Consider the following 24564-nt stretch of genomic DNA (forward strand, 5'->3'; position numbering starts at 1 on the left):
AATTTTCTCTTATTCGTGCTACGATATTTCTAACGTACACCAACGGAGGAAATTATGGCCAGTCTTAAAGAAATTGCCGAACGTGCCCGGGTATCCATTGCCACGGTATCCCGAGTATTGAATTATGATCAAACTTTGTCTGTGACGGAAGCCACCAAACGGCGCGTGTTTCAAGCCGCAGAAGAAGTGAATTATAAAAAACCGGTTAAAAAGCGAACCCAAGCAACCATTGCAGTATTGTCCTGGTACACCGAGCAACAAGAGGTTCAGGATGCTTACTATCTATCGTTACGGCTCGAAGTGGAAAAGCGCCTGGCTGCCCACAATATGGCAGTCAAACGAATTTTTGCAGACCAGAGCTGGTCAGTGGCGCGGGATTGTGCCGGCATTATTGCGGTGGGTCATTTCAGTAAGCCGCAACGGGCCGAGATGAAAAGATTAAACGTGAACTTGGTGATTGTTGGTGAAGATTCATTGGCCAGCGATATTAGTTGTGTCACCAGTGATAACGTGGTCTCCACAGAGCGCGTACTGGCCAACTTTATTGACCACGACCGCACGAACATCGGCATCTTTACCGGTAATGGCCGTACCAATGATAACTTAGAGAAAATCAGCAATCCCCGGCTGGACGTGTTTCGTCATTTTCTGCGAAGTAAGCGATTGTATCGGGCGGAAAATGTGTTTCGCGGTCCGGTGACACCCAAAGATGGCTATCGACTGGCAGCTCACGCCTACAAAAAATTAGGTGCCAATTTTCCCAATGCCCTCTTTGTGGCCAGTGATACCATGGCCGCCGGTGTTTTACGCTTCTTACATGAACAGGGAATCCGTGTGCCGGAGGATGTTTCCATCATTAGTTTCAACGATTCCGCCACCGCCGCTTTTTCCACGCCGTCGCTCAGTTCCATCCGGGTTTATGCGGATCGCGTGGCCGAGCGGGGAGCGGAGATGCTGCTGGCTCAGTTAAAAGAGGGCAACACCCCACATATTCCAGAATGTACGATTGTCGGTACCACGATTAGTTATCGCGAAAGTAGTCAACACTAGGAGTTGAAAATATGCCAAGTAAAGAAGAAATTTCCATGACCGGCTTTGAAATCGTTGCTTATGCCGGCGATGCCAAGACGGCTGTATTACAAGCCTTAGATGCCGCTCAAAATGGTGATTTTGACAAGGCTGAAGCCAAAGTCAAAGAAGCCCAAAACGACATCAACGATGCGCACAACGCGCAGACAAAGATCCTTTCCGAAGAAGCCGGCGGCGCCGACATGGATGTGACCTTCATCATGGTCCATGGTCAAGATACGCTGATGACGACGATGCTGCTGATTGATGAGACGAAATATTTTATCGATGTGTTTAAGCGGCTCAAGGTATTAGAGAAAAAGGTCGGCGAAGGCAAATAAATGATTGATTTGGCGAAAAACAGTCGCCATTGATGAGCTTCAACAAAATCTTAAAATCACAGTATCTTTCTCAGACAGCCTTGTATCCAGCGCGATACAGGGCTGTTTTGGTGTTAAGAACATAGGCTGCCGGTTTTTAGAAATACATTGGAAACACGGGAGACACAAAAAAAACATAAAATAATTGGCAATATAAATAAAGTGCAGCGCTTACTTTTCCGATATACTACAAATTGAGAAAGCCAATGAGAGGAGTTTTACAATCTATGACACAACCAGTTAAAGGCCGGGTGACCATTCCCAGCGAGAACAATTTCTACGAAGAAACATTAAAAATTGCGGCACAATGGCATGCCGATGCGGTTCGTGATTCCGATGGCACTCATCTGGATCCCCGATTCAAAGATAACCACATGAAGATCTACAATGCTTATTTCCCAGTGCGGGGACACAACGACTTCATTAGTCAACACCGGGAAGAAATTCCAGAAGCCTATCTGATGTCGGAGCGGGTGGTGGCGACAGAAGCCACTGTGACAATTGCCTTCGCAGAAGCGTATTTCGATCAGCAATTGCAGCCGGATTATCGGCATGATCCCAAAGAATATTGGCAAGTGTATGACCGCACCGCCGGAGTGGTAATTGATCCAGTACAGTGGAGTGTGGATCAAGCCCACAACACCATCACAGTGACTGACATTACCCCGTGGCACGAATTCACGGTGTCGTTTCTGGCGTACTGCATTTGGGATCCGGTGGAAATGTACAATCATCTCACCAACGACTGGGGTGATAAGCCCCACGAGATGCCCTTCGATGTCCTTCAGCCGCACTCCCACGAATTTGTTCTGGCAGAGATGAAGCGCTGGCTGGCCGATCATCCTGAAGTCGACGTCGTGCGGTTCACCACCTTCTTCTATCAATTCACGCTGATCTTTAACAAACACGCCAAGGAAAAATACGTGGATTGGTTTGGGTATGGCTTAACCGTCTCACCCCGGATGATGGCGGAGTTTGAAAAAGCAACCGGCGAAAAGCTGACTGCTGAAGACTTCGTGGATGAGGGTTATTACAACTCGCCATTTCGGGTACCCAGCGACCATTTCCGCCAGTATATTGACTTTGTTTCCCAGTTTGTCAGTGAGACAGCCAAAGAGTTGGTGGATCTTGTGCATGCCGATGGTAAAGAAGCAATGATGTTCTTGGGCGATCACTGGATCGGTACGGAACCTTATGGTAAATATTTCAGCCACATTGGCTTGGACGCTATCGTCGGCAGCGTCGGCGACGGCACGACGACTCGAATGATTGTGGATATTCCCCATGTCCGTTATCGGGAAGGTCGATTCCTCCCGTATTTCTTCCCAGATTCATTCAACGAACACAATGATCCATCCATTGAGGCCAAGCAAAACTGGATTCAAGCGCGACGAGCGATTTTACGGGCGGGAATGGAACGGATGGGGTATGGCGGTTATCTCAGTTTAGCGGCCAAGTTCCCGAAATTTGTGGACACCGTAACCCAAATTACAGACGAATTCCGGGATATCCATGCGCATACCCAAGACACCAAACCGCAATCCAACCTGCGCGTCTACGTCTTGAATCAATGGGGCAAGCTGCGCAGCTGGCAGGCATTCACTGTCGCCCACGCCATTCCCAATAAGGGCAGTTACACTTATTACGGCGTGATGGAAGCCCTGAGTGGAATGAATGTGGATGTCCACTTCTTAAGCTTCCAGGATATTCTAAAGAATGGCATCCCCAATGACGCGGATGTGCTCTTGAATATGGGCGACGAAGGCACCGCATATTCCGGCGGCGATGTCTGGCAGAATCCGCAGCTAGTAGCGGCCATTAATGCGTTTGTTCATCAAGGCGGCGGCTTCGTCGGTATCGGCGATCCCAGTGCAGTGCGTTATCAGGGTCAATTCTTCCAGCTGAAGCAACTGCTTGGGGTGGAACGAGAAGTCGGCTACACCCTCTCTTACGACAAATACTTTACAGAGGTGACGAAGGACCACTTCATTACCCAAGGGATTGATCAATTTAACTGGGGTGAATCGAAGCTCGGGGTTTATAGCACCGACGAAGCTACCCAGATTTTGGAATACAGTAATGGCGAGATTCATTTGTCCGCCCATCCGTTTGGTCAAGGCCAAGGGGTGTACATGACCGGTTTGCCATTTAGTTTCTTAAACGCCCGATTGTTGATGCGAGCCATCTACTATGCCGCGGGTGCCACTGATCGAATCACGCAAGGGTACGCAGATAATCCGGCGTGTGAAGTGTCGCTTTTCCCAGAAACTCATCAATATTGTGTGATCAATAATAGTGCCGAAGCTGTGGATACGACTGTTTATTTGAACGCGACTAGCAAGCACGCGGTGCATTTGGCGGGTAACGCCATTGAATGGGGCAGCCTAAAATAGAGTAAAATAATCTCAGCCAAGAATTGTGGCTTCACGAGTTACAGCTCAATTTAAGGAAAGGAGAATCCACCATGACGGATAAACGGTTTGTCCAGACCAAGGACCTCGGTGTCCTCTATATCAACCACTCCGACAACAATGAGAAGCACTGGCTCCATTTGCGCCACACCCACTACTTCACGGAAATTTTCTACATCACTGCCGGCAGCGGCCGGTTCCTGATCAAGGATGACTATCACGTGGTTAAAGAAGGGGATGTGCTGTACATTCCGCCCATGGTGGAGCATACCGAGTTCTCCGACCTGGAGGCGCCCATGAGTTATTACGTGATTGGTGTTGAGGGCATTCAGCTGAATGGTGAGGAAAATCAGGATCATTTGCAGCTTCATGACAGTGACGCCGACTTGGCCTATTATTTCATTCACGGGCACAACGAATTAACCGCCAAGAAGTTATACTGGCAAACCGTGGTCTACGACATGGTCCACATTATTCTCACGAAAATCAGTCGGCTGAGCATGACGCCGATTGCCGCCCAGGAGAGTCAGACGGTTTCATCGGATTCCTTCAAGATCAAGAACTACATCGACAATAATTTTGCCGACAATATCAAGTTGGATGACTTAGCCGCGATGCTCCACCGCAGTAAGTATCATCTCTCCCACACCTTCACGGAGGACTATGGTGTCTCCATCAGCCGCTATATCCAGCGAGTGCGGCTGAATGCGGCTAAGTTTCTACTGGAAACGACGAATTACAGCCTGGCCGAGGTGGCGGACATTGCTGGTTTCACGTCGCAATCGTATCTGACCCAAACCTTCCAAAAACGGGAGGACATGACGCCGACCGATTATCGTAAGGAGAAACGATTGCATGTCATTGCCAAGAGCAGCGGCGATTCACTGCCGCTGAAATCCTGATATATCGAGGATTGGCAAACATTTTAAAACAAAAAGTAACAGATACCGTTTACAGTAATCGTTTTTTCGGGTATACTCATCGAGTAGTGAACGAAGTGGATTGTTACTGATACGATCAGGCATGACCACAAACTGCGCTTAGGCGTATTGTTTGTGGTCTTTTTTTATGAAGGAGGGGTGTCCAATGTTGTTGGTGATCGCTCGAGTTTACAATAACAACACTGCACTCGTGAATATCGGCGACGGGAAGCAAGCCATTGTCCAGGGCAAAGGTATTGGCTTCAAGAAACGCCGCGGTGATTCGATTCCAGCAACAGAAGCCGAAAAGATTTTTTACCTAGACAACCCGGAAGTGAAACATCGCTTTACGTCGTTGTTGAAGGATGTCCCTATCGACATTGTGACGACTTGCTTCGCGGTCATTGAGATGGCGAAGAGCGAGTATCATTATTCGGTACTCAGCTACATCTATGTCACGTTGACTGACCACGTGGCCCAGATGTACAAGCGGCTGATGAAGGGGACGTACAAGCCCAGTCCGGTACCGGATATCCATGATCGATATCCCACAGAATATCAGATTGCCACCGAGGCGCTGGCGATGATCAATCGCGGCCTCAACGTTCATTTTCCCAACAATGAAATCAACAGTCTCGCACTGCATTTCATTAATGCCCAGGGGACAGATCCGGATCCCCAACCGGAAGACGAACTCAGTGTCAAAGTCAATAAAATCGTCCAGCAAGTGTTTGCCGAATACGGCATTGCCCGCAATCTCGCCAATGCCAACTATTTCGACCGGTTAATGATCCATCTGCAATACCTGGTGGAACGGCTGCACAATCACGAGATGGACGATCATGTACTCAGTGCGAATATTGAATCGGATTTCCATCGGTTGTACCCCAAGTCATTCGAGATTGCGACTAAGGTTTGTGATGATTTGGAAGCGCAGTTGGAAATTACCCTGAATGAAAATGAAAGGGTGTACTTCATTATTCACGTTCAACGTCTGATTCAAGAAACGGCGGATACACCGTCGAAATGAACTTACTTAGGAGGAACTATAAATATGGCTACTAAAGAAGAAATCTCAATGACCGGTTTTGCCATCGTCGCATATGCGGGTGATGCTCGGACTGATCTGATCGAAGCATTGAATGAAGCAAAGAAAGGTAATTTTGACCATGCCCATGCACTGGTCAAAGAAGCCAACGATTCCATCGTGGAAGCCCACAATGAACAAACCAAGCTGTTGAGCAAAGAGGCCGGCGGCGAGGATATGGATGTCACCTTCATCATGGTGCACGGTCAAGATACGTTAATGACCACCATGTTGATGATGGATCAAATGAAGTTCTTCATTGATGAATACGAGCGAATCGCGAAGATCGAGGATCAGTTAGGCATTAAGGTAAACGCAGAATCGAAATAGGAGGTTTCTACAATTGGCTAGTTTATTAAATCGAGTTCAGTCCCTGCCCAAAGGCTTTATCTGGGGCGGGGCCACGGCGGCCTACCAGGTCGAAGGGGCGACCAAAGTCGATGGTAAAGGTAAAACGATGTGGGACGATTATTTGCAGGCCCAGGGCCGTTTCTCACCGGACCCGGCCAGCGATTTTTACCACCGTTATCCTGAAGACATCGCCCTTTCGAAGAAATATGGGCTGAATGCCATTCGGCTATCGATTGCTTGGACCCGGATCTTCCCCAAGGGTTACGGCGAACCAGTGCAAGCTGGTGTGGATTACTATCACCGCTTGTTTAAGGAATGCCTGGATAATGGCATCACGCCCTATGTGTCGCTGCATCATTTTGACAGCCCCAAGACTCTATTCGATGATGGCGATTGGCTGAACCGGAAGAACATTGATTACTTTGTGGATTATGCCAAATTCTGTTTTGACGAATTCAAAGAAGTCAAAAATTGGTTCACGATTAATGAGCTGATTTCTTTGGCCTTCTCCCAGTACATCCAAGGCAACTTCCCGCCCAATCATCACTTTGATGTGACCAGTGCGATTCAGGCCCAACACAATGAATTGCTGGCCCACGCTCGGGTAGTAAACCTATTTAAAGACGGCGGCTATGATGGTCGGATCGGTTTGATTCATGTGTTACAACCGGTCTATCCTTATCCAGTGACCCCTGAAAACCAACATGCGGCCGATTTGGACGATGCCTTCATGAATGCTTTCCTGTTGGACGGTACTTTCAAGGGAGAATACACCCCCAAGACCATGAAGCTGATCAATGAGATTTTAGACGCCAATGATGCCCATTTGGACATTCAACTCGGTGACATGGATATCTTGAAGAAAGCGTCCACCCGTAATGACTTCTTTGGTCTGAATTACTATCAACCATCCTTCTTCGCCGCCTATGATGGCGACAGCACTAACACCTTCAATGGCACTGGGACCAAGGGCACCACGTCGTTCAAGTTTAAGGGCGTGGGCCAAGCGGTCAAGAATCCCGACATTCCGACGACCGACTGGGACTGGAACATTGATCCGGAAGGTCTGTACGATATTTTGAAGCGCGTCAGCATCGAATATCCCAACATCAAGGAAATCTTCATCACTGAGAACGGTCTGGGGATGAAGGAAGATTTACCCGAGGGTGTCACAGATGACACGATTATTGATGACCCCAAACGGATCGATTTCGTGGATCAACATGTGGCCGCATTACTCAAAGCCCGTAGTGAAGGGGTCAATGTCAACGGCTACTTCATCTGGTCGCTGCAGGATCAATTCTCCTGGGCCAATGGCTACAACAAACGCTACGGCTTGTTCTTCGTCGATTTTACTAATCAGAAGCGTTACGTCAAAAAGAGTGCGCTCTGGTATAAGGAACTAGCCGACACGATGCCGAAATAGGCACCGTTATCAACAACACTAAAATATTTTTTCTGAACCGTTTACATCCGATTCAGAAGGTGCTATATTAAAAATTGTAAGTAAGTTCGTGGATCGTTACTGTTCAATCAGGCGTGGCCGCGGCTAAATGATATGGTTCGGATCAACCATTATCTTTAGTCAGCGGTCTTTTTTTACGCATTTTTGCAAGCGCTCACTGAAATCGGTCACGGTCGCGGACACGCTATTATTAGAAATTTGGAAAGAGGTTTAAGGTCATGAACTGGATCATCAAGCAACTACAAAAGCATCAGGCCTTATTCGAGAAGATTTCTCGGAATATTTACCTGCAGGCCATCAAGGACGGGTTCCTTGCCGCCATGCCGATCATTCTTTTCTCCAGTATCTTCATCATGTTGACGAACGTACTGCCGCTGGTCGGGGTACATCTGCCTGCAGACCTGAATGCTTGGTTCAACAAGATTTATAACTACACCATGGGCTTCGTCGGGTTTTACGTATCTGGGACCACTGCGAAGGCATTGACCAACTCAATGAACGCCAAGATGAAGGGCGGCCGCTTCATCAACAATACGTCCACCATGATGGCTGCCATGGTCGGCTTCATGCTGCTGGCCATTGGGACCACGAGCAAAGGCAATTACTTACCTTCATACTTCGGTACAGAAGGGATTCTGTCCGCCTTCGTTTCCGCCTTTGTCACTGTGAACGTATATCGGTTCTGTATTTCTCGGGACTTAACCATCAAGATGCCGAAAGAAGTACCGGGGGTCATTTCCCAGAACTTCCGGGATATCATTCCCTTTGGTATGTCGACTTTGGTTTTTGCCGGGATTGATGCCGGTGTCCGCGCATGGGAACACGTCCCATTCAGTGCCTTGATTTCGACATTGTTTGCCCCGTTCTTCAAGGGTGCCGAAACTTACCCAGGCATGATGCTCATCTGGTTCTTGATCCCGATGTTCTGGTTCTTAGGAATTCATGGACCGTCTGTGGTTAAGCCAGTAATTGAATCGGCATTGTTTGGGAACACTGTGTCTAACTTGAACCTGTTCAAAGCTGGTAAGTTTCCTTACCATGCTTTGACAGAAAACTTTGGTAACTTCGTTGGTGAACTTGGTGGTACTGGTGCCACGTTCATCGTACCCATTCTGTTCATTCTCTTTATGAAGTCTAAACAGTTGAAAGCCATCGGGGTCGCTTCTGTGGTTCCGGTCATGTTCGCCGTCAACGAACCTTTGCTATTCGGTGCCCCGGTGATCTTGAACCCGTACTTCTTCGTGCCATTTGTGCTGGCCCCAGTCGTCAACGTGGTCATTGGTAAGTTCTTCATCGATATGCAGTGGATGCGCGGGTTTATGTACGTCAACTCGTGGGCGCTGCCGGGACCGATCGGGGCGTTCATTGATACTAACTTCCAGTGGACCGCGTTACTCCTTGAGGGTATTCTGCTGGTCGTTGATGCCGTAATCTACATGCCATTCTTGAAAGCTTACGATGCCACCTTGGTTGCCCAAGAAGCCAAGGTTGACGCTGAAGATGCCGCAAAGGAAGCGGCCGGCGAAGCCATTCCTGCTGGTGTGGCTGTTGCGGGTGCTGCGGCCGGTGCCGTTGCTGGTCCTGCTCCTGTCACTGCTTCTGTTTCCAACGATAATGCGGCCACTGCAACGGTGACTGCCGAAAATACGGATGAAAAACCCACAGATCAAAAATTAGCGCATGAAGTGAAAGTCCTCGTCTTGTGTGCCGGCGGCGGTACCAGTGAACAGCTGGCCAATGCCTTAACAGATGGGGCCAAGAAGTATCATGAACCAATCGTTGCGGCCGCCGGGGCTTATGGCTCCCAGGCTGATATCCTGCCGAATTACGACATGGTTATCTTGGCACCGCAAGTACGGACTTACTATGAAGATTTGAAAGCTGATACGGACAAACTGGGTATTAAACTGGTCGCCACGAAGGGACAGCAATATATTGCCTTGACGCGTGATCCAGAAAAGGCGATCAACTTCGTCATGGAAAATCTGGAAGATGATGGGGCAGCGGCAACAACGCCTGCTAACTAATCGCTTCTAGTCAGAATATAATACGAGAGCCGCGCATCTTCCCTATGGATGCGCGGCTCTTTGTTTGGGTTGAAATTAGTTTGGGCGATGAGGCCCGTGCCAATGCTCCGCAAGCTTCGGTGGCAGGGGGCTGGAACGTGGTGACGGCGCTTTGAGCCCGCTGAGGGGCGCGGTCTCAAAGTCGCCTAACTGCATATAAACCTGGCCAGGAGCGGGCCAGGTTTATTGCAGTTTCCACCACTGAGCCCCCTGCCACCTACGCTTGCTCCGCATTGGCACTATATTCAATCAAGATATGATCCAGTCTCGGTTCTTCAACTACCTGCTGGAAATATCATCTCCGTCAATTTGCTCGAAGAGTAAACATAGGGTAAATGCATTGTCTCTGGTACTTTATCCCAGTTCACGGTATACGCCGCGCCGTGGGCGACGAAGACGGAGCCGGGGGGATTGTCGAGGTCGGCAGTGGGATTGTAATCTGCCGCTGCGATCACTTCGTCTTCATTGTGGCAGGGGCGGTAGCCGGCGACGGTGTATTCGAGGCTGCCTTGGCCGTGGGTATAAGCATTGACGGTGCGGGCGTAGTCGCGCATTTCAGATACGGGTGCGCTGCCGGTTAAGACGGTGAGATCGTCAGCGGTGGTGTCCTGGGAATCATCAATTTGGCCGCTCATTTGTTGAATGTCATTCATCGCCCGGCCAACTTGGTCACGGCTGATGGTTAAGCGGAAATCGTACCAGGGTTCTAGCACAATACATTTTCCTTGCGCGCGCAGCATCATCAACCCTTGGCGCAAGGCTCGCCATGATGATTCACGGAAGTCGCCGCCCACGGTGTGAACGATACTGCCGCGGCCGGTGACGAGGGTCACATGCACATCGGTGAGCGGGGCGCCAATCAGAACACCGAGTTGTTGTTTAGCCGGCAGACTGGTGAGTACCTGATGCTGCCAATTTTTAGGCAATGTTTCGACACTCGTTGTGGAATCAAATATCAGGCCACTGCCGCGTTTGCCCGGACGTAATAATAAATGGACTTCGGCATAGTGCCGTAAAGGCTCAAAATGCCCGGCACCTTCCATAGCCGCAGTAATTGTTTCTTTATACAAAATTCGGCCCTGCACAAAATCAACATTGAGATTGAAGCGGTCCGTCATCATTTGCCGTAAGACTTCGAGTTGAATCACGCCCATGATTTGCACCCGAATTTCCTGGCGACTGGCCGACCAAGTGACATGCAACTGGGGGTCTTCGTCCGCCAATTCCCGCATGGCCGCCAGACAGGTGGAAATATCCTCTGCCTGGGGATCCACGGCGTAGGTCAATACAGATTCCAATTGGGCGGGCATAGCATCTTGCGCATTCCCTAATCCTTGTCCCGGATAGGTATCCGTCAGGCCAGTTAATGCACACACCTCACCGGCGGCCACTGAAGGGACAACGGTAAATTTCGTTCCCTGATATACCCGCAGCTGGTTCGCTTTTTGGTCCGGCACCAGTTCTGCCCGGGCAACGAGTTCACCGCCTGTGACACGGACCCAAGTGAGGCGTTCACCATTTTTATCATGGGTGATCTTGAAGACCCGTGCACCAAATGCGGCGGTGGGTTTGGCCGGCCGCGTCCAGCGCACCAACCCATCCAGAAGCGCAGTGATGCCTTTCGTTTTCAAGGCGGAACCGAAGTAGACAGGGAAAACCTGACGATGGGCAACGAGCTGCCGGATAGTCGGGTCAGCCAGCTCGCCGCTCGCGAGATAATCCCCTAACACGTCGTCGTCCTGCATGGCCGCATTTTCCATTGCTTCTTCTGTCAGCTGATCCTGGGCATCCAGGTTGAACGGGGTACAACCGGCGGATAAGGCGTTCTGCAGTTGGGTGAGTACAGCCTGTTGATCGGCCCCGCGAGCATCCATTTTGTTGACGAAAATATAAACAGGCACGTGATAACGGGCTAGCAAATGCCACAGGGTCCGGGTATAACCAGGAATGCCATCCGTCGCAGATACCACGAGAATTGCGTAGTCCAATACGGGCAGCACTTCCTCGGTTTGGGCCGCAAAGTCAGCGTGCCCTGGCGTATCGAGCAATGTGAGCGCCAGATCACCATAAGTCAGTTCTGCTTGGTGGGAGAAAATCGTAATTCCCCGCTTCTTCTCCATCGCATCGGTATCCAAAAAGGCATCTCCTTGGTCGACCCGCCCCAAGGTATGAATGGCACCCGTTTTATACAACAAAGCCTCTGACAGAGTTGTCTTACCGGCATCCACGTGGGCCACAATACCGGTGACGATATGTTTCACGATTGGTATCCTCCTTGACATAAAAATAGTGCGCCGTGTGACGCACTGGTGTGATTAAAAATTAGTGGGTTTCCCGGTAATGGTCCATCTTTTCATGCAAAGTCTGCTCAGAAATACCATACGCCGTGTAGGTAATCGCATTCGCCCCGGCAGCAATCGTCTCTGCAATCTGGTCGCTAGTTTTACCACCAGAAGCAATGATCGGAAAGTTCGGGTGGCTGTCTTTCAACGTATTGCGCATCCACCGAACCAGCTCAGCGGTATCTTTCCCGCCAGCCACATTGAATGCGTCAACCCCCGCATCAATCCGTTCCTTCAGATCGACACTCTTGTTGACCACAGTGTAAATAATGGGCACATCAACGATCCGTTCCACACTGGCGATCGTGACGATCGAGGTGGGTGCGTTCAGTACGACGGCTTGCGCGCCATTTTCCTCCGCAAACCGGCCCACAGTGGCAGACCGCAGCCCCTTGGTGATTCCGCCGCCGATCCCAGCCAAAATCGGTACATTGGCCACCCGGCTAACGGCGTCTAAAATCCGGGTATTCGGGGTCCAGGGATAGACTGCCAAAATTGCATCCGCATCAGAATTAGCGATCACAGCCACATCAGTGGTGTAAACGATACTTTTAATGCGCTTGCCGAACAACCGGATGCCGGAAGCGTTGCGAATCACAGTGGGTGATTCAACGATGTCTTTACGTAATTCAGAAGTTAAATTTGGGACAGTTTTAATTGGGCGATCCATGGGGTCACACACCTCTCAATCTTTCAATTTGTCTTGATGGTAACATGCCAGTCAGGGGAAAAGAAAGCTATTTATTAGCCCGCAAATTGGCTAAACGTAACTCGGGAATAAACATGATCACTAAGACGAAATTCAGTGCCAAACTGCCTGCCGTGAACAGGAAACAGCCATTATAATCAAACAGACTGGTGACAAACCCGCCCATCAGAGAGCCGATGACACTGCCCATGGCCTGAAACGATTGGTTCCAGCTAAAGACGGTACCAGTGTAATCCTGCGGGGTGCCCTTGGAAAGCAGGGTCTGAACAGTGGGAAACAGCGCACCATCAGACACACCCACCATTAACCGGAAAAAGGCGAGCCCCCAAACACTGCCGACAATGCCCTGAGGAATGTACATTAATACCGCAAATATGTAACCGAAGATCAAGATTTTCCCGCTGCCGTAACGATCTCCCAATCGACCTAAACGAGGGGCCGCAATTAAGTTAGAAATCCCCGGCAAGGCTGCCACTAAACCAGCGACGAGTGCGATGGGCCCGATATTGTGCATCAATTCTTTGACGTACAAACTGATGATGGGATAAACCGTCATATTGCCCATTTGAATGATCATGGTGGACACCAGCAGGGTCATGATCGCCCGGGGATTCTTGACTTGCGTGAGCAGTCCTGGCCGTTTCTTTTTGTTCAACAGATCTGGACTGGGCTGATAGTGTTCGTGGACCAAGGTCAGGCTCAGGAAGAACACGATCAAGAGCAAAAAGCCGGTGATGACAAACGTTAACCGAATAGAGAAGGTTTGGGCTAAAAAGCCGCCGACCACGGGGCCGATTAAATTGCCAGACACCATCCCGGTGGTCAAGATGCCAATGGCGGCACCGCTGTGTTCCTTCGGTGTTTCCGTGGCAATCAAGGCACTGGCGTTGGGAATGTACCCCGACACCAACCCGTTGAGTGCCCGCAAGCCGATCAATGCCCAGACACTGTGGACAAAGCCGGTAGCGCCAATGATCAACGCCATACCGAGGCTTGAGCGCAGCAACATGAGTTTGCGGCCGCGCCGATCAGCCAGTCGCCCCCAGAAGGGTGAGACCAAAGCGACAACAAGAAATGTGGCCGCAAAGGTGATACCAGAATAAATCGATAATTGACTCTTGGTGAAATTACCCATTTCAGACACGTAGAGTGAAAGAAATGGAGAGATCTCACTGAAGCCGACGCCGGCGATGAAAGTCCCTACCCACAGCACGGCCAGATTTCTCTGCCACCCTTGCAGATTCCGCAATTCTCGTAATTTTCCCACAAAAAATCCTGCTTTCAATAAAAGTGTATAACTCCTATTATAAGCAGGTTGGTCAAGCTATTGCGAATTGGTCCGATGTAAGGGGAACCAAAGGGATGGCGCTATTGCAAGAGATTGCGGTCAAATTCATCAAAATTGGTAATCACCTGGTCAACACGATATGCGCCTTTCTATGCGGTATAGCCCCCCATTGACTATATTCATGAAGCCATGAATGGTGCCACTATATTCACAGGGTGCTGAATCATCCAACCATAGCAGTGTGAAAAAAAGCTGTTCTATACCCATTTATTCTTCTGGGCGAAATGGACGGCCTCCAAACGGTTATGGACGGCGAGTTTACTGAAGATGGCGGATAAATAATTGCGGACCGTGCCTTCCGAAAGATAAAGGGTTTTGGCGATTTCTTTAGTACTTGCGCCATCCACGGCAGCTTTGAGTACATCCATTTCGCGCTCAGTTAAAGGGTTCTTGCTGGCGGTGACCATGTTTTGCACCAATTCGGGAGAATAAATCGTCGCTCCACCCTGAATACGGCGGATATCGGCGACTAAGTCGTCACTGGGCAAATCCTTGAGTAAGTAGCCATTCACCTGTGCGTTGATGGCCCGCTCAAAGTAGGCCTGCTGAGCAAAAGTCGTTAAGATGATCACTTTTGTCTTCAAACCAGCGTGATGGATCCAATCGGCGACATCCAACCCGGTGGCCTTGGGCATCTCAATATCTAAGATGGCAATGTCCGGTATTTCCCGGGAAATGTCCAGCCAGGCCTGCTGGCCATCGGCGGCGGTGCCAAGGACATGCAAGTCATCTTCCAGGTCCAAGAGCTGGGCCAGGGCAGAGGCCAAAAGGCTTTGATCTTCTGCCAGGTAAATAGTGATCATTTCGTTTCTACTTCCTTTCGCGGTAAAGTGGCCGTCACCAGGGTGCCGATTTGATTGGCGACAATCTTTAATGTGCCGCCGACCTGTTCGACCCGCTCGAGCATACCGCTGACGCCATGGGAGTTGGTGCGGTGGTAATCCTTGCCGACACCGTTGTCCTGCACCGTCATGATGTATTGGGCATTGGTGGCAGTGAACGTGACAGTGACCTGGCGGGCTTGACTATGACGAATCACATTGGTGATGGCTTCTTGCAAGACCGCCGCCAAGGTGACCTGACAAGCCGTGGGCCAATCATCAGCTAATTCTTCACCCTCGGTATATAAAGAGATGCGGGCCTCCCGCAGATTTTTCTCCAGCGCCAACAGGACATCAGCCAGGCTTTCCTGGCGCAGGTCATTGACAATATTGCGGACGAGCTGCAGATTTTCCCGACTCGTATCCGCAATATCTTGCAATTCACCCACCGCTTTCTCCGGCTGCTTTTCTAACAGCTTCTCTGCTAATTGCGCTTTTACCGTAATCATGGAGAAGGATTGGCCGAGGTTATCATGCAAATCCCGGGCGATCCGTTCTCGTTCGCCCCGCCGCACGACCGCTTCCAAGCGACTGTTGGATTGCGCCAACCGGATGGAGCGGGAGACGGATTTGGAGAAGGAATAAGAAAAGATTGGCGAAATTGCGGGAAAGATCATCCCCCAAGCGGCACCATCGCCCCAATTGATGGTGGTGTACTGCCAATACAACATTGCAATCCCACCGATTAAAGCACCATAGTAAGCCACTAAAAAAACTGCAAATTGACGCTTGGGATAATTGCTCAAGATCGAGGCCACTTGCCAGCCAGGAAAAATGAGTAAATAGAACCCTTGCGCGAAGATGGCAAACAGGGCACAGGCGAGGACTTCTATCGGAATAGAGAAGCGCCAAGTATTGGGCCGTTCCATCACCAGAATATAGGAAACCAGGAACACCCCCGCCACGGAGAGCCAGAGATAATCGCTGGGCCGTGTTGGAGGCAAATACGAAATGATGGAGTATGGAAAATAGAGCAGCCAGACATAGCCGATCACCCGGCTCATGTGTCTATTGTACGGACGGCGTTTCTTGGGTGCTGCCACGATGGATCACGACCTTTGTCATATTCTGCCAGGCAGTCAGGGCAAAGAGCAAAATCAGCATGCCCACTGCCCAGCCGGCTATGCCCATCATATCACGAGTGGGCAGTGCATTCCCGGCTAAAAAGCGGGTCAGCAGGTGATTCGTCAAATAAGTGGGGGTGACTTTACCAATGGCTTGCACCCAATTGGGCAGTAAACTTAGCGGCCACCATAAACCACTGATGATCGCCAGCGGGAATGACGTCAGGTTGCTCAATACGTTTAACAATTCCACGGATTGGATACGGGAGTAGAGGACACCCAGAGTCATCAGCGGGATACTGCCCAACACGGCAATGATCAAGACGCCTAGTCCGGTGCCGACGGATAATGCCACATGGTTTACGATGACGGCCACGAGCATGATTGCCAGAGCAGACAGAGCGTTCAATAATCCCATCAGGGTCAATAGTGAGGCATAGTAGTATTTAGTCCCGTTGGGTGTCAGCCTCAAAGTTTGCACCAGACCGACTTGCCGGTCGTGCTGCATTAGCGCCGCGAGACTGAATAACGCGCCAATGACAATGCTGTAAACGATCATGCTGCCCATGTAGCTGCGGGCAAAGGTGACCATTTCACTGGCGGAGCCCATGGTCATCACTTTAGTAAACAGAATGTAAAAACCGATGGGCATGGCCAGAACGAAAAATAGATACTGGGGGTTGCGCAGAAATAGGCGCTTACCATCAAACTTTAGCTGGTTGAGAAATTTCTTCATTTTGATCGTCTTCTTTCAATAAGTCGAGGTAAATGGTCTCCAAGGATTGCCGGGTGACTGTGAAGTGGTGCAAGTCGCTGAAGAATGGCACCAGTGACTGCACGGTGAGATCGGTGTCGGTGCTGGTCAAGGTGATGTGATCGGTCGTCGCAGTGACAGCACTGACGCCGGGGAGATGGGCAAAAGCGGTGGGGGCTAACGGGGCGGTGAAGCTGATCTGGCCCCCGTTATGCGCGTCTTGCAACTCATCCCAACTGCCCAAGTAGGCAAAGCGGCCTTGCGTGAGAATGGCGATCCGATCGGCCACGTGCTGGATTTCTTCTAAATAATGACTGGTAATAATGACGGTGACATGACGGGTGCGCATCCGTTCAATCAATGCCCAAAATTCCTGGCGGGCCTGGGCGTCCATGCCGACAGTGGGTTCATCTAGAAAGAGCAGTTGGGGTTGATGGACGATGGCACAAGCAAAGGTGACGCGGCGCAGCTGGCCTCCAGATAGTGTATTGATGCTTTGGTTGGCTTGCGCAGTGAGATTAGTGAGGGTTAAAACCTCATTCGTGGGCAATGCGTGGGGATATTGCGCGCCGATCAACGAAATGAGTTCACTGACGCGCACTCGGGGCAACTTCAGATTGCCCTGCAACATGGAACCAGTGGCGGCTTTTGCAGTCGGGTTGCCCGGTTGGCCGCCGAAGATGGTGATTCCCGCAGCGTCAGGGAGAATCCCTTGAATGAGATTGAGCAGCGTAGTTTTACCGGCACCGTTGGGGCCGACAAGACCGATGATTTCACCAGGTTGGACCGTCAAATCGACATCCCGCAAAACGGGCTTGCGACCATAATCAAACGCGACATGATCCAAGGTGATAATAGGATTTGTCATAATTTCGTCTCCTTAGAATAAGTGCATGCTGTATTTGAGGATCGCCAACACCGGAATGATGATGCTCCAGACTAGGGCATGGAGTGTGCGGAATTTCGGGTTGTGCCATGGATTCAGGTCCTGTGAGTCAGAAGAATTGTTATGGATGACTTTTTTCATGATCGGTAACCTCCGTTTGTTTTCTGCTTTGTTGATGAACTAAGAATATAAAAAAACTGGTCCGGCCAGTAGTAAGGACTGTCATGAGTGGGCATGACAAATGTCATGGATATCGGTATAGTATCCAGTAACGAAAGTAGGTGAGTGCAGTGAGCAATCAAACGTGGCGGACGGATATTGTCCTAATTGTGTTTCTGATTTTGTGTGCGATTGCGCGGTTTGTTGAACCGTTGGGTACCTGGTTCAATATTGTGCTGGTGGTAGCCGTCGCCGCCAGTATTGGCTGGCTGGGTTGGTTGATCTGGCAGCAGAAGGGTGGCCGCTGGGGAATCGTGGATGCGGCGATCACCCTCTTTTTAGTGGGATTTTTTGTGGTGGTACATGTTCGCCTGCAAAGCGAACCGGCAATCTTTCGCGGCAGTCAGTATATGACTTGGTTTTTGGCAGAGGCGGTCTACCTCGTGGGCCGCAGCACTGTGGTGGCACTGGCGGCCGTGGCAAAAAAGCGCGAACGATGAAGGACGCGTGCACTAAGCCCATCGATTGACGGAAAAGGGAGAACAATCAATATGGTCAAAATTTTGGTGGTTGAGGATGACACTCAGTTTAACGACATCATGCAAACAATATTGCGTCAGGCCGGTTACACCGTTCAGGGCGCTGCCGATCCGACTGCGGCCTATGATGCTTTGCATGGCAGTCAATTCGATTTGATTTTGTCGGACATCATGATGCCTAAGGTGGATGGCTATCAATTTGCCCAAGATATCCGCCGGACCAACCCCGACATTCCGATTCTTTTCATCACTGCGCGCGACGACATCGCCTCGAAGGAACGCGGGTTCAATAGCGGCATCGATGATTACATGGTGAAACCGATCAACTTTGACGAGTTGCAGTTGCGGATCAAAGCGTTATTACGGCGGGCCAAGATCACTGAAGACAATGTCTTAACGGTGGGCAATCTGACGTTGAACAACGAAGCGGTCAGCGCCATATTGGCCGGTCAAGAGATCAGTGTCACCGTGCGGGAATTTCAAATTCTGTACAAGCTGTTATCCTACCCGGACCATGCCTTTTCGCGGGCGGAGTTGATGGACGAATTTTGGGATCTGGCCAGTGACACCAGCATGCGCGCCGTGGATGTGTATATCACCAAATTGCGGGATAAGTTCAAAGACGCAGATGGGTTCACCATCAAAACCGTTCATGGACTCGGTTATAAGGCGGTGCTGAAATGAACAATATGAAATATAAAGCAGTCCGCGTCCGAGTCAATCGGCACTTCTCCTGGTTTCAATTTTTTGGCTCGTTCTTTGTGATGAGTATTCTTGCGGCAATGCCGGGCTTGATCTTGGGCAATAACTGGCACCTGGTCATCAGCCCGCAACTGGTCTGGTATGTGATCTACTGGATTCTGGTAGCGGCTGCGTTTTCTGCTTTTACGGCCTGGCAGAAGTATCATGCGTTTGATAAGCCGTTGCGGGACTTGAGCGATGCGGCGGAGAAAGTGGCCGGGGGTGATTTTTCGGTATATTTGCAGCCGGTCCATGCGCCTGAGAAATATGATTATTTGGACGCCATGTTTGCTAATTTCAACATCATGGTAGCTGAATTGGGTTCCACGGAAACGTTGCGGGAGGACTTTGTCGCCAATGTGTCCCATGAATTCAAACGCCCCCTGGCGAATATTCAAGGGTATGCCCAAGCATTACAGGAACCTGGTTTGAGCCCAGCTGATAAGGCGCGCTACATTGCAACGATTAATCAAGCGGCCACACAACTGGCCGCATTGGTTACCAATATTTTGAAACTGAATAAGCTGCAGACCCAAGTCAGCCAGCCGACTCATGTCCCATTTGACCTCAGTGCGCAGTTGACGAGAGCAATACTCGATTATGATGACGCCTTGGACCAGAAAGACCTGGATTTGACGGTGGCCATACCAGACACGTTAACGATTGCCAGTGATCCAGAATTGCTGGGGATCGTGTGGCATAACATCATTGGTAATGCGGTGAAATTCGCGCCCGCACAGGGGCATGTCAAGGTAGCCGCTGAAAAACACAATCAAATGGTGCAAGTGACGATTCAAGACGATGGTGCGGGCATGGACGAGGCCACCCAGACCCATATCTTTGACAAGTTTTACCAAGGCGATACTTCCCACGCGGTGGAAGGCAATGGGCTGGGATTAGCCATGGTGGCCCAAATCATTCGGTTGATCGGTGCCCAAATTGCAGTGCACAGTCAACTGGGTCAAGGCACGACGATGATTGTGTCGATCCCCCAGCACGACAATTAACATTTCAGCAACATCTTGTGAACAATTCAAAAACACGCCCCCTGTATTCTTAACTCATTAAGAAATACAGGAGGCGTTTTTGATGGCACTAGATAACTTTGTCGCTTTTGAATACCTGCAGCAAACTGTGGCGGTGAGAATGCAAAACACCTATGTGGACGGCTATGCCAACTTCGGCTGGCAACTGCAAGAAGTCAAAGAAGGCGTCCATGGCGTGACGTTGTCGTTTAAACGCGATCGCACCATCGCCCATAAGACCGAACTGAATCGGTTGCAAAAGACCTTTGAACAACAACTGGCCCGGGTGATCCGACTGGAACGCGCGAAAAGCGTCGGGGCTCGAATCGTCGGGCTGACGGTGGGAATCGGTGGTGCGGCGTTCATGGCGGGTTCGGTATTTGCCTGGGAAGCGGCGCTGATCGTTCTTTCCATTATCTTGGCCGTGCCAGGGTTCCTGGCGTGAGGCACTGCTTATTTTATCTATCGCTGGTGGCAGGGCCGCCAAACGATGAAGGTGACCCCGTTAATTGACGAGCAATACGATGCCATTGCGGAAACCAGCAAAGCGGCCTTTGCACTGCTGCACTGAAGGAGGAAAACACCATGACACTATTCATGTATGCCATTGCCGGAATGCTCAGTATCTTGTTGGTCGCGGGAATCGCCGTGGATTGGTAACGAGGAGGTTGATCGGCCATGATTTTAATTTTCTGTAGTTTGATCGGTTTGGTCTGCGGTGCCTTAGTGGGGGCGATTGATAAGTTGTGGCGGGGTGAAAATCTGATTGTCCTGACCCTGAGTTTAGTTTTTGGTGTTCTTGGCGCCGTCGTCACCGACCGGTTCATCATATTTGGCCCAGTGATCATGGGTCTTGATTTTTTGCCGGTATTCATCGGCGGATTGTTGTTCAGTGCGTTTGCAACGGTGATGTACCGCCAATGCGTACGAATTATTGAAAAATGAAAGAGAGGTCCGACGAATGGTCAAAACACCATCATCGAAGGAACGAAATCTAACTTTTACCGTACTACTAATTGGCACGTTAATATCCTCATTGCTGCAAACCGCATTGACCACCGCGCTGCCGGATATTATTAAAGAGTTTCATGTGACCGCGAACGCGGGACAGTGGCTGACCAGCGGCTTCTCCTTGGCCATGGGGATCATGATTCCGGCGACCGCTTTTTTGATCAAACGATTGCCCACTAAAGTATTGTTCATCACCAGTATGCTGCTGTTCGGCGGCGGGTCGCTGCTGGCGGCGATTGCGCCCATCTTTCCGATTTTACTCGCGGGGCGCATTATTCAGTCGTTGGGAACGGGTATTTTGCTATCGTTGACCCAGGTTGTTATTTTGACCATTTATCCCCCAGAGAAGCAGGGCGGTGTCATGGGCATATATGGTCTGGCGGCCAGTGCCGCACCGATTATTGCGCCAACGATTACCGGATTGTTGATTGACTATATGAGCTGGCGCATCATTTTTTGGACCGGATTAGTGGTGGCCGTAGCGGATATTTTGTTGGCCTTGGTTGTCGTGAAGAATGTGTTGCCGACAGAAAAATTACGCTTTGACTGGCCGTCGTTTCTGCTGATCAGCGCCGCCTTCACCGGTACCACTTTGGGATTTGGTAATCTTGGTACGGCGCCATTCATGAGCTTAGGAATTGTGGGTCCCTTGCTGGTCGCAGTGGTGACAGGCGCGGCGTTTGTTTATCGGGGGCTGCATATCGACAAACCGTTGTTGGATCTGCATGTCTTCAAAGATCAGGTCTTTCGGACTGCCGTGATTCTCAGCGTCTTGATGTATGCGGTACTGATGGCCGTGTCGACGATTTTCCCGATTTATGTCCAGACGGTCCATCATTTGTCCGCCACCATGTCCGGCTTAATCATGATGCCGGGTGCGCTGATCATGGCCGTGATGAGTCCAATTACCGGCCGGTTGTATGATCGCTTCGGTATTCGGCCACTGGCGATTGTGGGTGTCCTGTTGGTGCTGGTCAGTACGGTTGGTACCAGCTTTCTCAGTGTGGGGACGTCAGTCTTGTATTTGACGGTGACTTGGGCAATGCGCAGCGCGGGCTTATCATTTCTGATGATGCCGATTGTGACGTGGAGTGTCACCCAATTGAGCGGTGGCGCCATTGCCTCCGCCTCAGCGGTGTTGACGACTTTACGGACCGTGGCAGGGGCTGTGGGGGCTTCCGTAGGCGTGGCCCTGATGTCCTTTGTCGCTAACCGGGGTGTGACGGGGCATACCGTCGTGGCCACTGCTGGCGGCGTCAATGCGGCATTCATCATGATGGCCGGTATTGTCACCGTCATGGCTGTGATTGTCTTCTTGAAAGTGCGGTCTACGAAACCGACAGTCCAGGTGGTAGAGGAAGGCACCAAGTAAGCTAATGCGGAGAGAGGAGAATCGTCATTAATCGACTGCAGGGATTGTACCACCGCCACGCTGGGAACCGGGCGGATCGGGTGGCCTTAATGGGTATGGTGAGTACGAGTTTCAGCTTCGTCCTGGCCTTAGTGAAGATTGGCATTGGCGTTTGGACCAGTTCCCTCTGGTTGTTGATCTTTGGTGGTTATTACGTCGTGTTGGCGATTGCCCGGTCGCTGTTCTTGCAGCACTATTCCCGCTCTCGGCGGAAAAATGAAGTGCTGGCAGCGCAGCAGTTTGTTCGCGCCGGCGGCTTTGCGTATGTGCTTTTGGGAACGGCCTTTACGGCGTGCGCCTATATTATGTTTCGCGGCGGTTACCAAACCCACTTCAGCCGCATTGCCGCCATCACCGTCGCCACGATGGGTTTCTATAAGATCACTCTGGCAATTGTGGGGTTTATCCGGGCGCGGCGGTCGGCCCATGGTCCGTTGGTGTTCTTGAAGGCGATGAGTCTGGCTGATGGCGCCATGGCTATTGTTTTGACTCAATACGCGTTGTTATCAATGGAAAGCCAAGCGGTCAATCAAGTGACTGGGCTATTCGGTATGGCGGTGGGTACGGTCATTGCTCTGGTCGGCGTGGCCGCGCTGATTGTGCAAAAAGTGAAATGGTCCCACTAAAAATAGCGTTGCTCTTGGTATACGGGAACAACGCTATTTATTTAGTTGTCTTGGACTTGCGAGAATTGCTCACGGTAGCTGGACAAGTGGACGATTTGCCAGATGAAGAGAGTGATGCCGGCGATTGCTAGGAGAATATTCACACTGACGTAGATGTGGGGTTGACTGAAAGAGGATAAATAATGAATCAGAAAACCGACAATCGAGGCTGCGCAGGTTAGCCCAAACCAAGAAAGATCAATGACGCGCAAGTGGTGCATGCTCAAGGTCATGATGAAAAAGGCCACCGGCATCGCGACCAGCAGGGTGGCCGCCACCGGCCAAGTGGATAACCAGACGGTGGGATGCACCGGTAATTGACTGCCGATGATCACGTATACTAGCATACAGGCTACCGGGATGATGAACATTAAGCCCACTGCCCAGGCCGCTTTCTTCGGGTTCAGCGAATCCATTTGGGGCAAGAAGATAAAGATGGCGAGGGCGACGAAGAGACCGGTAAAAAGATCAGACCCAAAGCGAATTTGCGGACGTAACAAGGTGGGATAAATCAGATAGCCAGCCAACATACTGCATATTGGGATGATGAATACCATTTTCTCACTGAAACTGGCATTGGGGATGGTGGCCAAGATGGCATCGGCTGCGCCTTGGGCATCTTTTCCGTAAAAGTCCCGGGCCGACAAACCATGGGACTGGGCATCGGCCACATCGTCAATGATGTCGGCGACAGTCTCTTCAATTGCTAAAAAGTTTTTGTTGCGCTGACTGCGTAAATAGTTGGTTAATTCCTCGACGTACAGATGGTTGAGTCCCTTCAATCGAGCCATCCGAGCATCGTTATCTTTCTCAATCTTCGTCTTCACGCGGCTCACTCCCTTCGGTTAGTTGGTCCATAGCGGCGGCAAGCTGCTGCCACTGACGGCTAAAGGCAATGGCATCTTGTTCACCAGTTGCCGATAAATGGTAATATTTGCGATCCGGGCCGGTGGTGGACGGATGACGCACACCGACAATTTGGTTATTGCGCTGCATCTTCAACAATAATGGATAAATCGTCCCTTCTGGAATGTCACCGAAGCCCAAGCGATTCAGCGCCTCGTGCAGGGCGTAGCCGTACGTTTCGCCTTGACCAATAATAATGAGGATCGCCCCTTCCAAAATGCCTTTCAGCATTTGTGAAGGGATTCGTTCTGTCGTCATACCATCACCGCCCTCTCTACCTTGTAATGCAAAGTATATAAAAAATTGACTACCTTGTCAAACAATGTAGTCCGAAAAAGGCCGATATTTGATGGCTATTGGCGGTGCGCAACCAAG

Annotated in this window: 26 protein-coding genes; 15 read left to right on the forward strand and 11 right to left on the reverse strand. The window is 50.5% G+C overall.

Going from position 1 to position 24564, the window contains the following annotated elements:
* Positions 1 to 54 precede the first annotated feature (54 nt).
* The 8 genes from FD09_RS08215 (at position 55) to FD09_RS08250 (ending at position 9709) form a co-directional block, all read left to right on the forward strand.
* On the forward strand, positions 55 to 1050 hold the full coding sequence (locus FD09_RS08215; protein ID WP_057820240.1) for a LacI family DNA-binding transcriptional regulator: 996 nt from the start codon (positions 55 to 57) through the stop codon (positions 1048 to 1050).
* Between the two features lie 11 nt (positions 1051 to 1061).
* Positions 1062 to 1409, forward strand: a complete 348-nt coding sequence (locus FD09_RS08220; RefSeq protein WP_057820248.1) for a PTS lactose/cellobiose transporter subunit IIA — start codon at positions 1062 to 1064, stop codon at positions 1407 to 1409.
* Positions 1410 to 1675: 266 nt separating this feature from the next.
* Positions 1676 to 3841 (forward strand): 1,3-beta-galactosyl-N-acetylhexosamine phosphorylase, encoded by a 2166-nt coding sequence (gene gnpA, locus FD09_RS08225; RefSeq protein WP_057820255.1) that lies wholly within the window; start codon positions 1676 to 1678, stop codon positions 3839 to 3841.
* Between the two features lie 71 nt (positions 3842 to 3912).
* Positions 3913 to 4761: an AraC family transcriptional regulator gene (locus FD09_RS08230; protein WP_057820263.1), complete on the forward strand. Its 849-nt coding sequence runs from the start codon at positions 3913 to 3915 to the stop codon at positions 4759 to 4761.
* 184 nt (positions 4762 to 4945) lie between these two features.
* The gene (locus FD09_RS08235) at positions 4946 to 5809 is read left to right on the forward strand and encodes a PRD domain-containing protein (RefSeq protein ID WP_057820272.1); all 864 of its coding nucleotides are present in this window, start codon (positions 4946 to 4948) and stop codon (positions 5807 to 5809) included.
* 24 nt (positions 5810 to 5833) lie between these two features.
* Positions 5834 to 6196, forward strand: a complete 363-nt coding sequence (locus FD09_RS08240; RefSeq protein WP_057820273.1) for a PTS lactose/cellobiose transporter subunit IIA — start codon at positions 5834 to 5836, stop codon at positions 6194 to 6196.
* 13 nt (positions 6197 to 6209) lie between these two features.
* Positions 6210 to 7643, forward strand: a complete 1434-nt coding sequence (gene lacG, locus FD09_RS08245) for a 6-phospho-beta-galactosidase (RefSeq protein WP_057820274.1) — start codon at positions 6210 to 6212, stop codon at positions 7641 to 7643.
* Between the two features lie 257 nt (positions 7644 to 7900).
* Positions 7901 to 9709, forward strand: coding sequence for a PTS lactose transporter subunit IIBC (locus tag FD09_RS08250; RefSeq protein ID WP_057820275.1), 1809 nt, complete (start codon positions 7901 to 7903; stop codon positions 9707 to 9709).
* 314 nt (positions 9710 to 10023) lie between these two features.
* Here the strand turns inward: FD09_RS08250 and FD09_RS08255 are convergent, their stop codons facing one another.
* From FD09_RS08255 to FD09_RS16270, 8 genes are all read right to left on the reverse strand, one after another.
* Positions 10024 to 12009, reverse strand: coding sequence for a GTP-binding protein (locus FD09_RS08255; protein ID WP_057820277.1), 1986 nt, complete (start codon positions 12007 to 12009; stop codon positions 10024 to 10026).
* A gap of 61 nt (positions 12010 to 12070) precedes the next feature.
* Entirely contained in the window at positions 12071 to 12760 is a 690-nt protein-coding gene (locus FD09_RS08260) for a beta/alpha barrel domain-containing protein (RefSeq protein WP_057820279.1), read from the reverse strand.
* A 67-nt stretch (positions 12761 to 12827) separates the two neighbouring features.
* On the reverse strand, positions 12828 to 14066 hold the full coding sequence (locus FD09_RS08265; RefSeq protein ID WP_415649681.1) for an MFS transporter: 1239 nt from the start codon (positions 14064 to 14066) through the stop codon (positions 12828 to 12830).
* Between the two features lie 278 nt (positions 14067 to 14344).
* Positions 14345 to 14950 carry a response regulator transcription factor gene (locus tag FD09_RS08270; RefSeq protein ID WP_057820281.1) on the reverse strand — a complete coding sequence of 202 codons (606 nt, stop codon included), beginning with the start codon at positions 14948 to 14950 and terminating at the stop codon, positions 14345 to 14347.
* Complete coding sequence (locus FD09_RS08275; protein WP_235812243.1) at positions 14947 to 16071, reverse strand: sensor histidine kinase; 1125 nt, start codon at positions 16069 to 16071, stop codon at positions 14947 to 14949. Before FD09_RS08275 ends, FD09_RS08270 begins: the two co-directional genes overlap by 4 nt.
* Complete coding sequence (locus tag FD09_RS08280; RefSeq protein ID WP_083487689.1) at positions 16037 to 16828, reverse strand: ABC transporter permease; 792 nt, start codon at positions 16826 to 16828, stop codon at positions 16037 to 16039. Before FD09_RS08280 ends, FD09_RS08275 begins: the two co-directional genes overlap by 35 nt.
* Complete coding sequence (locus FD09_RS08285; protein ID WP_057820285.1) at positions 16797 to 17714, reverse strand: ABC transporter ATP-binding protein; 918 nt, start codon at positions 17712 to 17714, stop codon at positions 16797 to 16799. Before FD09_RS08285 ends, FD09_RS08280 begins: the two co-directional genes overlap by 32 nt.
* Positions 17715 to 17726: 12 nt before the next feature.
* Positions 17727 to 17873 carry a hypothetical protein gene (locus FD09_RS16270; protein WP_157053731.1) on the reverse strand — a complete coding sequence of 49 codons (147 nt, stop codon included), beginning with the start codon at positions 17871 to 17873 and terminating at the stop codon, positions 17727 to 17729.
* 149 nt (positions 17874 to 18022) lie between these two features.
* Here FD09_RS16270 and FD09_RS08290 point away from each other — a divergent pair, with 149 nt between their 5' ends.
* The 4 genes from FD09_RS08290 to FD09_RS08305 all read left to right on the forward strand — a co-directional run bounded on the left by FD09_RS08290 (position 18023) and on the right by FD09_RS08305 (position 20641).
* On the forward strand, positions 18023 to 18391 hold the full coding sequence (locus FD09_RS08290) for a hypothetical protein (protein ID WP_057820287.1): 369 nt from the start codon (positions 18023 to 18025) through the stop codon (positions 18389 to 18391).
* Positions 18392 to 18442: 51 nt separating this feature from the next.
* Complete coding sequence (locus tag FD09_RS08295) at positions 18443 to 19114, forward strand: response regulator transcription factor (RefSeq protein WP_057820289.1); 672 nt, start codon at positions 18443 to 18445, stop codon at positions 19112 to 19114.
* On the forward strand, positions 19111 to 20178 hold the full coding sequence (locus tag FD09_RS08300) for a HAMP domain-containing sensor histidine kinase (RefSeq protein ID WP_057820291.1): 1068 nt from the start codon (positions 19111 to 19113) through the stop codon (positions 20176 to 20178). Before FD09_RS08295 ends, FD09_RS08300 begins: the two co-directional genes overlap by 4 nt.
* 82 nt (positions 20179 to 20260) lie before the next feature.
* A complete protein-coding gene (locus FD09_RS08305) occupies positions 20261 to 20641 on the forward strand; it encodes a hypothetical protein (protein WP_235812244.1) in 381 nt (126 codons plus the stop codon).
* 13 nt (positions 20642 to 20654) lie between these two features.
* Here FD09_RS08305 and FD09_RS16700 read toward each other — a convergent pair whose 3' ends face one another.
* Positions 20655 to 20876, reverse strand: a complete 222-nt coding sequence (locus FD09_RS16700; RefSeq protein WP_235812245.1) for a hypothetical protein — start codon at positions 20874 to 20876, stop codon at positions 20655 to 20657.
* On the opposite strand from FD09_RS16700, the gene FD09_RS08310 reads away from it, so the two are divergent.
* From FD09_RS08310 to FD09_RS08320, 3 genes are read left to right on the forward strand one after another with little or no spacing between them, the layout of a single operon-like run.
* Entirely contained in the window at positions 20875 to 21141 is a 267-nt protein-coding gene (locus tag FD09_RS08310) for a hypothetical protein (RefSeq protein WP_057820292.1), read from the forward strand. The genes FD09_RS16700 and FD09_RS08310 overlap by 2 nt on opposite strands.
* Before the next feature lie 16 nt (positions 21142 to 21157).
* Positions 21158 to 22579, forward strand: a complete 1422-nt coding sequence (locus tag FD09_RS08315; RefSeq protein WP_057820294.1) for a DHA2 family efflux MFS transporter permease subunit — start codon at positions 21158 to 21160, stop codon at positions 22577 to 22579.
* 44 nt (positions 22580 to 22623) lie between these two features.
* Positions 22624 to 23244 carry a hypothetical protein gene (locus tag FD09_RS08320; protein WP_235812246.1) on the forward strand — a complete coding sequence of 207 codons (621 nt, stop codon included), beginning with the start codon at positions 22624 to 22626 and terminating at the stop codon, positions 23242 to 23244.
* A gap of 41 nt (positions 23245 to 23285) precedes the next feature.
* On the opposite strand, the gene FD09_RS08325 is transcribed toward FD09_RS08320, so the two are convergent.
* The gene (locus tag FD09_RS08325) at positions 23286 to 24110 is read right to left on the reverse strand and encodes a DUF1129 domain-containing protein (protein ID WP_057820298.1); all 825 of its coding nucleotides are present in this window, start codon (positions 24108 to 24110) and stop codon (positions 23286 to 23288) included.
* Positions 24094 to 24447 carry a PadR family transcriptional regulator gene (locus tag FD09_RS08330; protein WP_057820299.1) on the reverse strand — a complete coding sequence of 118 codons (354 nt, stop codon included), beginning with the start codon at positions 24445 to 24447 and terminating at the stop codon, positions 24094 to 24096. The genes FD09_RS08325 and FD09_RS08330 overlap by 17 nt, the downstream gene beginning before the upstream one ends.
* Between the last annotated feature and the right edge of the window lie 117 nt (positions 24448 to 24564).

It is taken from the genome of Schleiferilactobacillus perolens DSM 12744, from assembly GCF_001435585.1.
GTDB classification, from domain to species: domain Bacteria; phylum Bacillota; class Bacilli; order Lactobacillales; family Lactobacillaceae; genus Schleiferilactobacillus; species Schleiferilactobacillus perolens.